Source organism: Binatus sp. (SeqCode) (assembly GCF_049584895.1).
Lineage (GTDB): Bacteria > Desulfobacterota > Binatia > Binatales > Binataceae > Binatus.
In genome coordinates, this window is record NZ_JBAUYR010000042.1 from 1 (window position 1) to 11,699 (window position 11,699).

The following is an 11,699-nucleotide window of genomic DNA, read 5'->3' on the forward strand; positions in this document are numbered from 1 at the left end:
GCCTTTCCAGGCGCATATCGACGAGAACTCGCTCGATTCCAAGCTGGTCGCCAAAATTCCGATCAATTACGCCAAGAAGAACCGGCTGCTGCCACTGTCGAGCGTGGACGGCACGGTGACCGTTGCAATCGCCGACCCGGCCAACTTCGAGCCGCTCGACGATTTGCGAATCCTGTTCGGCGCGCCGATACAGGCGCTGGTCGCGCCGGCGGAAGTGATCGCGGAAGCGATCAACCGCGCATACGACCAGGCGTCGGCCACCTCGGCGGAAGACCTGATGATCGATCTCCAGGAAGAGCGGCTCGACGTGGTCGCCAACGAACTCGCGTCGGAGCCGCTGGACTTGCTCGAGTCCGACGATTCGGCGCCGATTATCAAGCTCGTCAACGGCATCCTGTCGCAGGCAGTCAAGGACCGCGCGAGCGACGTTCACGTCGAAGTGTTCGAAAGAGAAATGGTGGTGCGCTTCCGCGTGGACGGCATGATGTACGACGTGCTGTCGCCGCCCAAGCGCTTTCAGCCGGCGATCACGTCGCGCGTCAAGGTCATGGCGGGCCTCAATATCGCGGAGAAGCGGCTGCCGCAGGACGGCAGAATTCGTCTGCGTATCGCGGGCCGCGATATCGACCTGCGCGTCTCGTCGATTCCGACGGCGTTCGGCGAGCGTATCGTGCTGCGACTGCTCGATCGCGCGCAGGCGGTCGAAGCAATCAACCTCGACCATCTCGGTTTTTCAGGAGACAATCTTGCGCGGCTCGATCGCTTGATCAGACAGAGCCACGGGATCATCTTGGCGACCGGGCCGACCGGTTCGGGAAAATCGACCACGCTGTACGCGTGTCTGTCGAGGATAAACTCTCCTGAAAAGAATATCATCACGATCGAAGATCCGATCGAGTATCAGTTGCGTGGCGTCGGCCAGATGCAGGTAAATCCGAAGATCGAGCTGACCTTCGCCAGCGGGCTGCGATCGATTCTGCGCCAGGACCCTGACGTGATCATGGTCGGCGAAATCCGCGACAGCGAGACCGCGGAAATCGCGATCCAGGCCGCACTCACCGGCCATCTCGTGTTCTCGACGCTCCACACCAACGATTCGTTTGGCGCGGTGACGCGATTGGTCGACATGGGAATCGAGCCGTTCCTGGTTTCGTCGTCGATTCTGGCGGTGCTCGCTCAACGCCTGGTCCGCAAGCTCTGCCCCGATTGCCGCGAACCCTACAAGGCGACCGAAACCGAGCTGGCGCGAATCGGCCTCAAGGGCCTCGAAACGACCAACAAGGTCTGCCGCCCCAAGGGATGCCGCAACTGCCGCAACACGGGTTATCGCGGCCGAATGGCGGTCCAGGAATTGATGATCATGGACGACGAAATCCGATCGCTCGTGATGCAGAACGCCGATGCCGCTACCCTGCGACGCAAATGCACCAGCGGCGGCATGACGTTGCTGCGGCAGGACGGCGCCGCGCGCGTGCTGCGCGGCGAGACCTCGATCGAGGAGTTGTTGCGGGTCACGCAGGAAGACATCGACTAGCGCGCAGGCACTTTAAGTTTTTTCACCGATGCCAGTATTTGCTTATCGAGGACTTGGCGCCGACGGACGTTCCGTCAACGGCGTAGTTGACGCCGACAGCGCTCGCACCGCGCGCGGCAAGCTTCGCTCGCAGGGAGTTTTCCCGACCGAGCTGAACGAGGAAGCAGATGCCGCCCAGCGCTCGACCGCCCAGCGCGAGTGGCTGCCCTCGCTGTGGCGGCGCAAGATGCCGGCGTCGGACCTCGCGCTTCTGACGCGACAGTTGAGCGCGTTGCTCGGCGCGGGCGTGCAGCTGGTCGATGCGCTCAGCGCGCTCAGCGATCAATCGTCACGCGCAGCGACAAAGAGGATGCTTTCGCAGGTGCGCGAGCGCGTGCGTGAGGGCTCGTCGCTGGCCGACGCGCTCACCAATCATCGCGACGTCTTTTCAGACCTCTACATCGGGATGGTACGTGCGGGTGAGCAGGCCGCCGCGCTCGAAGCGGTGCTCGACCGGCTCGCGGAATACAGCGAGCGTCAGAATGAATTCGTCACCAAGGTGCGCGGCGCGCTGACCTATCCGATCATCATGATGTGCGTCGGCACCGGAATCATGGCGTTCCTGGTGGCGTACGTAGTGCCGCAGGTCGCGACTATTTTCGAGCAGCAACATGCGGCGCTGCCGTTGGCGACCCGAATCCTGATTACATTTTCGGGACTCGTCACCGGCTACTGGATTCCACTGGCGCTGCTGCTGGTTGGCATGGTGGCGGGATTCACAGCCTTGATGGCGACGCCGCGCGGCCGGCGCATGTACGACACCGCGATCCTGAAGGTTTACTACATCGGTCCCACGATGATCCGAATCATCTGCGCACGCTTCGCGCGGACACTGGCCACCCTGCTCGCCAGTGGCGTCCAGTTGCTGCCTGCGCTCGACGCAGTCAAAGGCGTTGTCACCAACGGACTGCTGAAGGACGCGGTCGAGCAGAGCCGCGAGAGTATCCGCGAAGGCCACGGCATGGCGCAGACGCTGTCGCATAGCGGGCTCTTTCCGCCGTTGCTGATCGAGATGATCCGGGTGGGAGAGCGCTCCGGCGAACTCGAGCGGATGCTCGAGCGGGTCGCCGACAACTACGAGCGCGAAGTCTCGCACTCGCTCGGCCAGATGACCACCGTGCTGGAACCGGTGATGACACTGGCGATGGCCGCTATTATCGTGTTCATGATGCTGGCGGTGCTGATGCCAATCTTCCAGCTCAACCAGTTGATGCAGTGAGAATTGAAAAGATGAAGAACGCGCCGGAGGTAAAGGCGATGAAATCACGCCGATACAATCAGGATGGATTCACCCTGATTGAAATCATGGTGGTTATTCTGATCCTCGGTCTGCTCGCGACGATCGTCGTGCAAAGCCTCCGCGGCGCGGCCGACAAGGCCAAGAAGACCAAGGCGCAGGCCGACCTGGCCGAAATCAAGACCGCGCTCGATCGCTACTACCTCGACAACGGCTACTATCCGACCACCGACCAGGGCTTGAACGCGCTGGTAACGCCACCGACCAATGGACGCGTGCCGGCCAACTACGAAAGTGGCGGCTATATTGAGCGCCTCCCGCAGGATCCGTGGGGGACCGCCTACTTCTACCAGAGCGACGGGAATTCTTACGTGCTCAAATCGTTCGGCCCGGACGGGGTCGAAAGTTCGGACGATATAGACGCCAGCCAGTCGTCGTGACGACACTATGAAGTTGCGCCCCAGGCCAGCTGCTCGCCACGCAAAAGGGATCGCACGTCTGGGCGCGTTGTCGTCGTCCGCATCGCCGGGCTTCACCCTGCTCGAACTGGCGGTCGTAATTTTTATCATGGGGCTGATGCTGACGCTGGCGTTGCCGTACCTCGGCGGATTTCGTGAGGCTGCGTTGAAAAGCCAGGCGCGCCGGCTCGCAGGACGCGCAACTTACATGTACGACGAGGCCACCGGCCATAAACTCGTGCTGCGACTTATTTTCGATATCGACAACAACGGCTACGCCGCCGCGCAGCTCGATCCGTACGCGGTCCAGCCGGTCTTCGCGCCAGACACCACCATGTCGGGACGGCCGGTGATGCTCCCTGCTGCGATTCGGATTCGCGACGTCACCGTGGAAGGCATCGGCACGTTCAATCGCGGCACTATCGCGACCAACTTTTATCCCGAGGGTTACGTCGACGCGACGGTGGTGCATCTCGAGGACGCATCGGGCGACGTGATGACTCTGGAGTTTTCGCCGCTGACGGGCCAGGTCGCAATCATCAGCGGCGACGTGATGCCGCCGGGCATGAAGGTGCCGCAATGAATCATCTTCGCCGGCGCGCGCGCGCATTTACGCTGCTCGAGGTGATGGTCGCGATTGCGATCCTCGGGATCGCGCTGCTCGGGCTGCTCGGCCTGCAACATCAGAGCATGCAATCCGTGATTCGCGCTCAGCAGGCGACGCGCGCCTCGATGCTGGCGCAGGCGGTGATGACAGAGGCGGAGCTCGAGCGATGGCCCGATCTCGGTCGCACCAGCGGCGACTTCGAGACTTCGTTTCCCGGTGAGTTCCGGGACTTCCGATGGCAGCGCGAGGTCGACGCGTCGGGCACGTTTCCGGATGTCCGCCAGGTCAAGGTTCTGATCAGTTACGGTCCCGCGCTTTCGCAAAGTTTTCTTCTGGTAGAGTTTCTGCATTCGCCGATTCCGCCCGATCCGGAGAACCTGCCCCCAGGCACGGTTGTTCCTTCGGGAGCGCAGCCATGACGATACCGCGCAGATCCACGCGTCGCGCGCCGCGCGGCTTCACGCTCATCGAGATGATGCTCGCGATAGGAGTGCTCGCGCTGATCCTCACGATGCTGGCGAGCTCGTTCAGCACGATCGCGCATAGCAAGGTGCACGCGGAAGGACGCCTGATGGTCGATCGCGAAGGCCGCGCCCTGCTCTGGCAGCTGACCAAGGAGCTGCGCAACGCCGTGCAGACTCCGTACACCGCCAGCAACGTCGCGCTGTTCGGCGCCGGGCACATGAGCAATGGCGTGCCGATGGACACGATCACGCTGTCCACCTTCAGCGGAGGGCATCGCAAAGCGCTTACCGGGATGACGCCCGAGACGATAGTCTCCTACAACCTGTCGTCGAATCCCGACCAGCCCGGCTGGTTCATCCTGCAGCGCTCGCAGCAGAGCGGCTTGCTGACGAATGCGGTCGCGCCGCAAATGACGACGCTCGCGGGCAACGTACTCTCGCTGCACTTCCGCTATTTCGACGGCCAGAAATGGGACGAGAGCTGGGAGTCGTCGAGTATGCCGCAGGGACGCCAGTTGCCGGTCGCAGTGGCGATCCAGATTCAGATGGCCGCCCCGGGCGGACAGGTGATGGACTTCGCGACGCAGGTCACCCTGCCGATGGCGATACAGCAATGGTAACGCGCCTGCGAAAAAGTGAGCGCGGCGTGGCGCTGCTCGCGGTCCTGCTGGGAATCGCGCTGATGACCTTGATCGTCGTGGACTTCGCGATGACCTCGGGACTCGGATTCGTCTCGGCCGCCAACCAGGCCAACGAGCTGCGCGCCAGCTACCTGGCGCGGTCTGCCGTCAGCGTCGGTCTAGCGCTGTTGGCGGCTGACGCGCGCGCCGACCTGCAATCGCAGACCCCGATCGACACCCTGAGCGACGTGTGGGCGGTGCCGTTTCCGCCGATGCAGCTCGCGGGCGGCACTGTCGCACTCTCGATCGTGGACGAGGGCCGCAAGATCAATCTCAATGCGATGGTGCAAAACGGCGCGCCGAACCTCGCGGCGATTCAGAAGGTCCAGCGGCTTTTCGCGGTGCTCGACGTGAGCCCTGACTTGGTTCAAGGTATCATCGATTGGATTACTCCGAATAACGGCACCGGGCTTGGCGGCGGCATCGGAGATTACTACGCGGGACTGCAGCCTCCATATCAGCCGCGTTACGGCGCGATGCCGACGATAGGTGATTTGCAGATGGTCAAGGGGTTCAACGAGGCTATTTTCAATAGGGTCAGCCCGTTTCTGACCGTGATGGCCGAGACTACGGTCAATGCCAATACCGCGTCGCCGCAGGTGCTGGCGGCGCTCGAGCCCGAGTTGACCGAGGATCAGAAACTCGTGATGGCGATAATCGACGCGCGCGCGATTCGGCCGTTCAGCCAGCCCACCGACATTGGCAATCTTCCGGACCTCGGCGAGATCGGCCAGAAGCTGATGAAGGACGTCGATATGCGCAGTCAGTACTTCACGATCACCGGGACTGGGACTTACGCGGGCGCGCGCAAAATAATAACTGCAACTTTTCATCGCGAGAGCACCGGCATCGGCACACTCGCGGCGTGGCATGAGGACTAGGGTCAAGGTCGCTTAATGGCTCAACGAATACTTGCGCTGGAGCTGTCGGGTGATCGCGTGCGCGCGGCGGTCGCCGAGCGTTCGTGGAATTCATTCACGCTCGCCGGCGTCTACGACAAGGTCCGCGCCGATGACGAAGCCGATCTGACCGGCGCGCTGTCGCGGCTGGTGGTCGAGGCCGGCCAGCCTGACATCGTGATCTCGGCGCTGCCCGTCGACCGAGTCGTCAAGCGATTGCTCGATCTGCCGTTCAAGGATGCGCGTAGGCTGCACCAGGTCGTTCCGTTCGCGCTCGAAGAGCATCTGCCGTTCCCGGTCGACAATGGCACCGTCGCGTTTATCCGCGTCGGGCGTGAGGGCGACCACACCCTCGTCATGGCCGCGATGGTCCGCAAAACGGACCTCCAACAACATCTCGATTTGCTAAAAAAGGCCGGACTCGATCCGAAGATCGTCACGCTCGCCCCGCTCGCGCTCGCTGCGATGCTCACGCGCAGCAAAAACGGAAACGGCAACGGCGCCAAGCCGATGGCGCACCTGGTGGTCGAAGGTGACGAGTCATCCACCTCGGTCGTGCTGGTCGATCTCGGAGGAACGCCGCGTGCGATGCGCTCGGTGCCCGCGGGCCTGATGATGTCCGACGGCTCGCCGGTCACGCAGGACGCCGCCGCGCCGATTCTCAACTCGCTGCGTCAGACCCTGCTCGCGCATGGCGAGGAAGCCGAACCGACCGAGGTCATCGTCGCCGGTGCGGCGGCTGCGTATCCCAAGGTGCGCGGTATGCTCTCCGATTCGCTCGCAATGTCGGTGCGCGACGGCGGCGCGTTCGACTACACTGGCCTGTTCGAAGGCTCGGTGCCGAATGGCGGCAAGTTTTCAACTTGCATCGCGATGCTTTTGGGCGAGTTACCCAACCACCCGCTCGATCTAATCAATTTCCGCCAGGGCGAATTCATGTTTCGTGGCCGCGTGCGCGGCGATCTCAGCCCGTTCTACACTTCGGGGATGCTTGCAGCCGCGCTATTGGCCGTCCTCATTTTTCATTTCGCGCTGGGCGTCTCCGCAAAGCTTAATCGCCTGAGGCGGGTCAACGCGGAAATCGCCGCGGTCGCCGGACCGGTCCTGGGCGAAACCGATCCCGCCAACGCCAAGGTGCAGTTGCAGAGCGGGATCGCGAAAATGAACAAGCGGCTCAATCTGATTGGCGGCAACCTGACTCATTCGCCGCTCGACACGATGGTCGCGGTCTCGCAAGCGTTGAACCGCAGATTTCCAGTTCAGATGACCGACGTTCAGATCGATTCGCAGGGCTTGCGCGTCACTGGCCAAGCCGATTCGTTCACCACAGTCGATCAAGCCAAGCGCGCGCTCGACAAGAGCGGCTACTTCGGCTCGATCGAAGTCGCGCATGCCAAGGCCGGATCGGATCCGAGCAAAGTGGATTTTCGAATGGACGCAAATTTCAAGGACGCCGTGCCGGCGACTGATCGCGAGATCGAAGAATAGCCGCAATGCTTAAAGAATGGATCGACAACCTGCGCGCGCGAATAATGGATTTGCTGCGGCCCTACCTCAAGCAGGGCGCCACCCGCATCGATCCGTATATCGCGCAGGCCCGCAGCCGCTACCAGAAGCTCGAACCGCGCGAACGCATCCTGGTGCAAGTCGCCGGCGGCCTGCTCGCAGTTTTTCTTATCTACAACCTGGTCTACAGTCCAATCGTCGATCTGAGCTCGGGCCTCGAGGACAAGATCGCCCAGCGTCAACACGACCTCGCCGAGGTTCGGCGGCTCGCGGGCACCTACGCACAGCTCAAGGCGAATCTCGCCAAGGCCGAACAGCGCACCGTTCCGATGGGCAGGGATTTCTCGCTCTTCTCAGTCATCGAAGCGTCGATGACCAAGAGTGTCGGCCGCGACAAGATTGGCTCAATCACCCCCGGCTCCGATCGCAAACTCGCCGACGGGTTCACCGAATTCAGCGTGCAGTTGAAGCTGGACAACGTGAATCTCGCGCAGTTGGTCGACGCGCTCTACGGCATCAATTCGCTGCCGATGCCGATTGGCGTGTCGAATATTCGCATCCAGCGCCGCACCCAGGACACGCATTCCTACGACGTTGACCTCACCTGTGTTGCGCTCGCGAAGAATGCCTGAGACGCTCGACGACGCGCCCGCGCCGTACTGCGGAACGCGTCTGATTCGAGTCGGCTACGTGGCTGTCGGCCTGTCGCTGTTCGTCGCGTATCTGATTTCCACCTTCCCGTATTCCACCACTCTCACCAAAGTCCTCGCGCCGATGGGCCTCGAGGTCTCGAGCACCAGCCAGTCCGCCAGCTTTCCCTTCGGTGCGCAATTGTCGGGTGTCCGCTTGATCTCGACCCGTCCCGCATCCGGCGGCCTGATCGTCGAGAGCCCGGCCGTCACCATCGTGCCCGCATTTCTCTCGATGCTCACGATGCATCCTGGCGTGCGCGTGAAAGCCGCACTCTACGACGGCGTCGTGAACGTGACGCTGCGGCCCAACCGTCGCGGCACCGCCATCAGTTACGATCTCGACTCTGTCGAGCTCGCGCGTCAGCAGTTGTGGAGGATCCCCGGCGCGAGCGCCGCCGGCGCGCTTTCCGGAAGCGGCGATCTGTTACTCTCTCCCGATGACATCGCGGAAAAGGGCGAAGGCGTCCTGAGCGCCGCCGGACTCACCTTCACCTCGGCGCTCGCAAGTACTCCGATCCGCCTCGGCGAAGGCCATTCAAAATTCAAACTGGACCAGGGCAAATTGACGATTGAACAACTCACAACCAGCGGCGGCGACTTGACCCTCACCGCTGAAGGAACAATTCAACTCGCCCAGGACCCCGGCGATAGCGAGCTGGCAATCCAATTCACCCTCTCAACAACTCCCGGCGCCGCCTCGCAGCTGGGACTACTGCTCGCAATCCTCCCGCACCCACCGGGCCCAGAGCCCTATCACCTGACTGGCACTCTCAACGCCCCGCGAATTAGTTGATGCCGGTGTCGGAGTCAGTTTCAAGTAGAGAGCGGCGCGCTTGATGCGATCAAATGGATTTCTCAGCCGATGTCGCGGCCATGACAAGAGCGGCAAGCCGCACGATTCGGCGGTGTACGGCGATAAGCCATCGTTCAACGCTCCTGTGTCTTGCAGCCATAATCGAATAACCGCACAATCTGCGCAAATCAAACTCGCACGGAACTCAGATGCCATCGAATCAAAAGCTCGGACTTCAGACTAACGTCGGCGTCGGTGCCGACGCACTTCCCGCCCGCCTCGCACTAATCCGCGAGGCCGAAGACCTCGGCTACAGCTCGTTGTGGATCGCAGAGGTCAGCGGGCCTGATGCGTTCGTCAGTCTCGCCGCGCTCGCAGTCAACACGCGCAAAGCCGAACTGTCCACCGGAGTCATCCCGATTCAGATTCGCACGCCTGGCGCGATGGCGATGGGCTTTCTCACAATCAACGAACTGTCAGGCGGGCGCGCGATTGCGGGCCTCGGCGTGTCGAGTCCGATCATCGTCGAGCGATGGCACGGCGCGTCGTATCGCAAGCCGGTCACCGCGATGCGCGAATGCGTCACGATCATGCGCCAGCTATTCACCGAGGGCCGCTCGAAGTTCCAGGGCGAAGTGTACAAATCCGACTTCAAGCTAAGCATGCGCATCACGGCGCCGCATCCGCCGAAAATTTATCTCGCGGGCCTCAATGCCCCGATGCTCCGGCTCGCCGGCGAAGTCGCCGACGGCGTACTGATGAACTACTCGCCGCCCGAGCCAATCGCGCCGATGGTCCAGCACATTGCTGAAGGCGCCAAAGCCGCGGGCCGCGATCCGTCAGCCGTCGACGTCGGAATCTACATCCGCATGTGCATCACTGAGGACGAAGACAAAGCCGTCGATTCCTTCCGTCGCGAGCTTGCCGGCTACGCATTCGTCGACAGCTACAACAAGATGTTCGCGCGCTACGGACTCGCTGCCGAGTTCGACGAGGTGCGCCGCCTCTGGAAGGAAGGCAAGCGCGACGAGGCTCCGAGAGCCATCTCGGAAGCGTCATGCCGCAAAATCGCAGTCTTCGGGAACGCCAAAGCCGGCCGCGATTTCGTCGCGAGATTCCGCGCCGCCGGCGTCACGCATCCGGTGGTGTTTCCAATCGGTCCCGCCGCGACGACGGCGCGCGACTATCCAAACACAATGCGCGCGCTCGCCGGAGCGTGAGGCGCCTTTCTCCATCCCCTCTCCCAGAATGGGAGAGGATCGAAGGTGAGGGTCCTTGTACAGCGCGCGTCTTTCGCGCGCGATTCAAGATTCTGTTCGCTGTCTTCGGGCAGCGCTACCGACCTTTGTAGTTGGGCTTTCGCTTCTCCATGAACGAGCGCGGGCCTTCCTTTGCGTCCTCGGACTTCATCACTTCGCGCGCAATCTCGTTCTCAATCTTGAACGCTTCCTCGTATGGACGCCCCGAGGTTCGCCGCACCGCCTCTTTGATCTTCCGCACCGCCAGCGGCCCGTTCTGCGCGATCGTAGCCGCGAGTTCCTCCGCCTTCCCGATCAGTTTGTCCTGCGGCACGACGTAGTTCACAAGCCCGAGCCGCCACGCCTCTTGCGCATCGATCCTGTTGCCCGTCAGCAGTATCTCCATCGCTTTGCAGTACGGGATCTGGCGTTGCAATCGCGCGAGCGACCCGGCCGCCGGGATGATCGCCCACTTCACTTCCTGCAATCCAAAGCTCGCGTTCTCCGACGCGACGCGAAGATCGGTGCCTTGAATGAACTCCATCCCACCCGCGATGCAAAAGCCGTTGACCGCAGAAATGACGGGCTTGTCCATGTCGTAGCCGCGCAGCAGCGCGATGTCACCGAGCTTGCGGTCCGCGAGCAGCTTGCGGTCCCATTCGTCCTCCGGCTTTCGCGCGCCGGTGAACAGCGGAATCAGCTTGCCCAGATCGGCGCCGGCCGAGAACGCGACCTTGCCCGCGCCCGTCACGATCGTCGCGCGAACCGCGTCGTCGCTCTCGATCTCCTTCCACGCGGCCGCGAGGCTCACGAGCATTTCCGGATTCAACGAGTTGTGAACCTCGGGACGGTTCATCGTGAGGTAGGCGATGTGATCACGCTTTTCGAAAATCAACGCAGGCATAGGGTCGCTGTCTCCTTTTCCTTTACCGGCGCGAACCTACCATCAACCGTCTTCGTGGACCACGCCCCTTTACGCGCCGTTTCGCGGGCCGTTATGATCGAGTGAGCCTCGCAACCTCTCACCTGCCAACCTCGTACCTGTCAAGGAGGAGTCATGAAACTACGCGCCACATGGATCATAACGCCTCTGCTACTTTTCATCCTCGCGTCCGCGTACGCGATCGAAACACCTCGCATCGTCCCGCGGGTACAGGAGATCCCGAAGCCGATCGGCGAAGTCTTTGTCACCTTCAAGAAATACTTCACTGACGCGTCGAGCCATTTCGCGCTCGTCAGCGCCGACGAGCGAACTCATACTCTTGTTGCTAAACAGACTACTACCGACGACCTATCGTGGCGCCATTGGGCGTTCTGCGAGACCGGTCCCGTCCAGATGATCTACAAGTTGCAGGACGGCACGGTAACGATCACCGTCAAGCTCGAGCGATCTACTCCACATTCAACGCTCGCCTCCGTGTCAGCGGACTTCCAGGGCCGCTACGCGCTCGGCGGCAATCAAAACACCGTCGCGTGTACTTCTAAGTTCACCCTCGAAGACAGCATACTGGCCGCCGCTGGCGCCGTCCCCGGCAAATGAGTCCCGCAATTC

General features: G+C 62.0%; 13 protein-coding genes. 12 read left to right on the plus strand and 1 reads right to left on the minus strand.

Annotated features, from left to right (window positions below):
* The 11 genes from gspE to WB650_RS08500 form a co-directional block, all read left to right on the plus strand.
* Window positions 1–1,534 (plus strand): type II secretion system ATPase GspE (gene gspE, locus WB650_RS08450; RefSeq protein WP_423960137.1); only part of this gene is annotated, 1,534 nt, incomplete at its 5' end.
* 28 nt (window positions 1,535–1,562) lie between these two features.
* Window positions 1,563–2,792, plus strand: coding sequence for a type II secretion system inner membrane protein GspF (gspF, locus tag WB650_RS08455; RefSeq protein WP_422302182.1), 1,230 nt, complete (start codon window positions 1,563–1,565; stop codon window positions 2,790–2,792).
* 38 nt (window positions 2,793–2,830) lie between these two features.
* Window positions 2,831–3,250 carry a type II secretion system major pseudopilin GspG gene (gene gspG, locus WB650_RS08460; RefSeq protein WP_423960139.1) on the plus strand — a complete coding sequence of 140 codons (420 nt, stop codon included), beginning with the start codon at window positions 2,831–2,833 and terminating at the stop codon, window positions 3,248–3,250.
* Window positions 3,251–3,257: 7 nt separating this feature from the next.
* Window positions 3,258–3,851, plus strand: coding sequence for a type II secretion system protein (locus WB650_RS08465; protein WP_423960141.1), 594 nt, complete (start codon window positions 3,258–3,260; stop codon window positions 3,849–3,851).
* Window positions 3,848–4,294: a prepilin-type N-terminal cleavage/methylation domain-containing protein gene (locus tag WB650_RS08470; protein ID WP_422302187.1), complete on the plus strand. Its 447-nt coding sequence runs from the start codon at window positions 3,848–3,850 to the stop codon at window positions 4,292–4,294. The genes WB650_RS08465 and WB650_RS08470 overlap by 4 nt, the downstream gene beginning before the upstream one ends.
* Window positions 4,291–4,959 carry a type II secretion system protein GspJ gene (locus tag WB650_RS08475; RefSeq protein ID WP_422302189.1) on the plus strand — a complete coding sequence of 223 codons (669 nt, stop codon included), beginning with the start codon at window positions 4,291–4,293 and terminating at the stop codon, window positions 4,957–4,959. Before WB650_RS08470 ends, WB650_RS08475 begins: the two co-directional genes overlap by 4 nt.
* On the plus strand, window positions 4,953–5,900 hold the full coding sequence (gspK, locus tag WB650_RS08480) for a type II secretion system minor pseudopilin GspK (RefSeq protein WP_422302191.1): 948 nt from the start codon (window positions 4,953–4,955) through the stop codon (window positions 5,898–5,900). Before WB650_RS08475 ends, gspK begins: the two co-directional genes overlap by 7 nt.
* Window positions 5,901–5,915: 15 nt before the next feature.
* Window positions 5,916–7,406, plus strand: a complete 1,491-nt coding sequence (gene gspL, locus WB650_RS08485) for a type II secretion system protein GspL (protein ID WP_422302193.1) — start codon at window positions 5,916–5,918, stop codon at window positions 7,404–7,406.
* A 5-nt stretch (window positions 7,407–7,411) separates the two neighbouring features.
* Window positions 7,412–8,056 (plus strand): type II secretion system protein GspM, encoded by a 645-nt coding sequence (gene gspM, locus WB650_RS08490; protein WP_423960143.1) that lies wholly within the window; start codon window positions 7,412–7,414, stop codon window positions 8,054–8,056.
* A complete protein-coding gene (gene gspN / locus WB650_RS08495; RefSeq protein WP_423960145.1) occupies window positions 8,049–8,909 on the plus strand; it encodes a type II secretion system protein GspN in 861 nt (286 codons plus the stop codon). The genes gspM and gspN overlap by 8 nt, the downstream gene beginning before the upstream one ends.
* A gap of 209 nt (window positions 8,910–9,118) precedes the next feature.
* Window positions 9,119–10,129: an LLM class flavin-dependent oxidoreductase gene (locus tag WB650_RS08500; RefSeq protein ID WP_422302199.1), complete on the plus strand. Its 1,011-nt coding sequence runs from the start codon at window positions 9,119–9,121 to the stop codon at window positions 10,127–10,129.
* Window positions 10,130–10,244: 115 nt separating this feature from the next.
* Here WB650_RS08500 and WB650_RS08505 read toward each other — a convergent pair whose 3' ends face one another.
* A complete protein-coding gene (locus WB650_RS08505) occupies window positions 10,245–11,051 on the minus strand; it encodes an enoyl-CoA hydratase-related protein (protein WP_422302201.1) in 807 nt (268 codons plus the stop codon).
* 153 nt (window positions 11,052–11,204) lie between these two features.
* Between WB650_RS08505 and WB650_RS08510 the strand changes: the two genes are divergently transcribed.
* Window positions 11,205–11,687, plus strand: coding sequence for a hypothetical protein (locus WB650_RS08510; protein ID WP_422302203.1), 483 nt, complete (start codon window positions 11,205–11,207; stop codon window positions 11,685–11,687).
* Window positions 11,688–11,699 lie beyond the last annotated feature (12 nt).

Bases quoted from the DNA above. Each gene is read 5' to 3' on its own strand.
- gspF (WP_422302182.1), top strand. From the start codon at position 1,563: ATGCCAGTATTTGCTTATCGAGGACTTGGCGCCGACGGACGTTCCGTC.
- gspG (WP_423960139.1), top strand. From the start codon at position 2,831: ATGAAATCACGCCGATACAATCAGGATGGATTCACCCTGATTGAAATC.
- WB650_RS08465 (WP_423960141.1), top strand. From the start codon at position 3,258: ATGAAGTTGCGCCCCAGGCCAGCTGCTCGCCACGCAAAAGGGATCGCA.
- WB650_RS08470 (WP_422302187.1), top strand. From the start codon at position 3,848: ATGAATCATCTTCGCCGGCGCGCGCGCGCATTTACGCTGCTCGAGGTG.
- WB650_RS08475 (WP_422302189.1), top strand. From the start codon at position 4,291: ATGACGATACCGCGCAGATCCACGCGTCGCGCGCCGCGCGGCTTCACG.
- gspK (WP_422302191.1), top strand. From the start codon at position 4,953: ATGGTAACGCGCCTGCGAAAAAGTGAGCGCGGCGTGGCGCTGCTCGCG.
- gspL (WP_422302193.1), top strand. From the start codon at position 5,916: ATGGCTCAACGAATACTTGCGCTGGAGCTGTCGGGTGATCGCGTGCGC.
- gspM (WP_423960143.1), top strand. From the start codon at position 7,412: ATGCTTAAAGAATGGATCGACAACCTGCGCGCGCGAATAATGGATTTG.
- gspN (WP_423960145.1), top strand. From the start codon at position 8,049: ATGCCTGAGACGCTCGACGACGCGCCCGCGCCGTACTGCGGAACGCGT.
- WB650_RS08500 (WP_422302199.1), top strand. From the start codon at position 9,119: ATGCCATCGAATCAAAAGCTCGGACTTCAGACTAACGTCGGCGTCGGT.
- WB650_RS08505 (WP_422302201.1), bottom strand. From the start codon at position 11,051: ATGCCTGCGTTGATTTTCGAAAAGCGTGATCACATCGCCTACCTCACG.
- WB650_RS08510 (WP_422302203.1), top strand. From the start codon at position 11,205: ATGAAACTACGCGCCACATGGATCATAACGCCTCTGCTACTTTTCATC.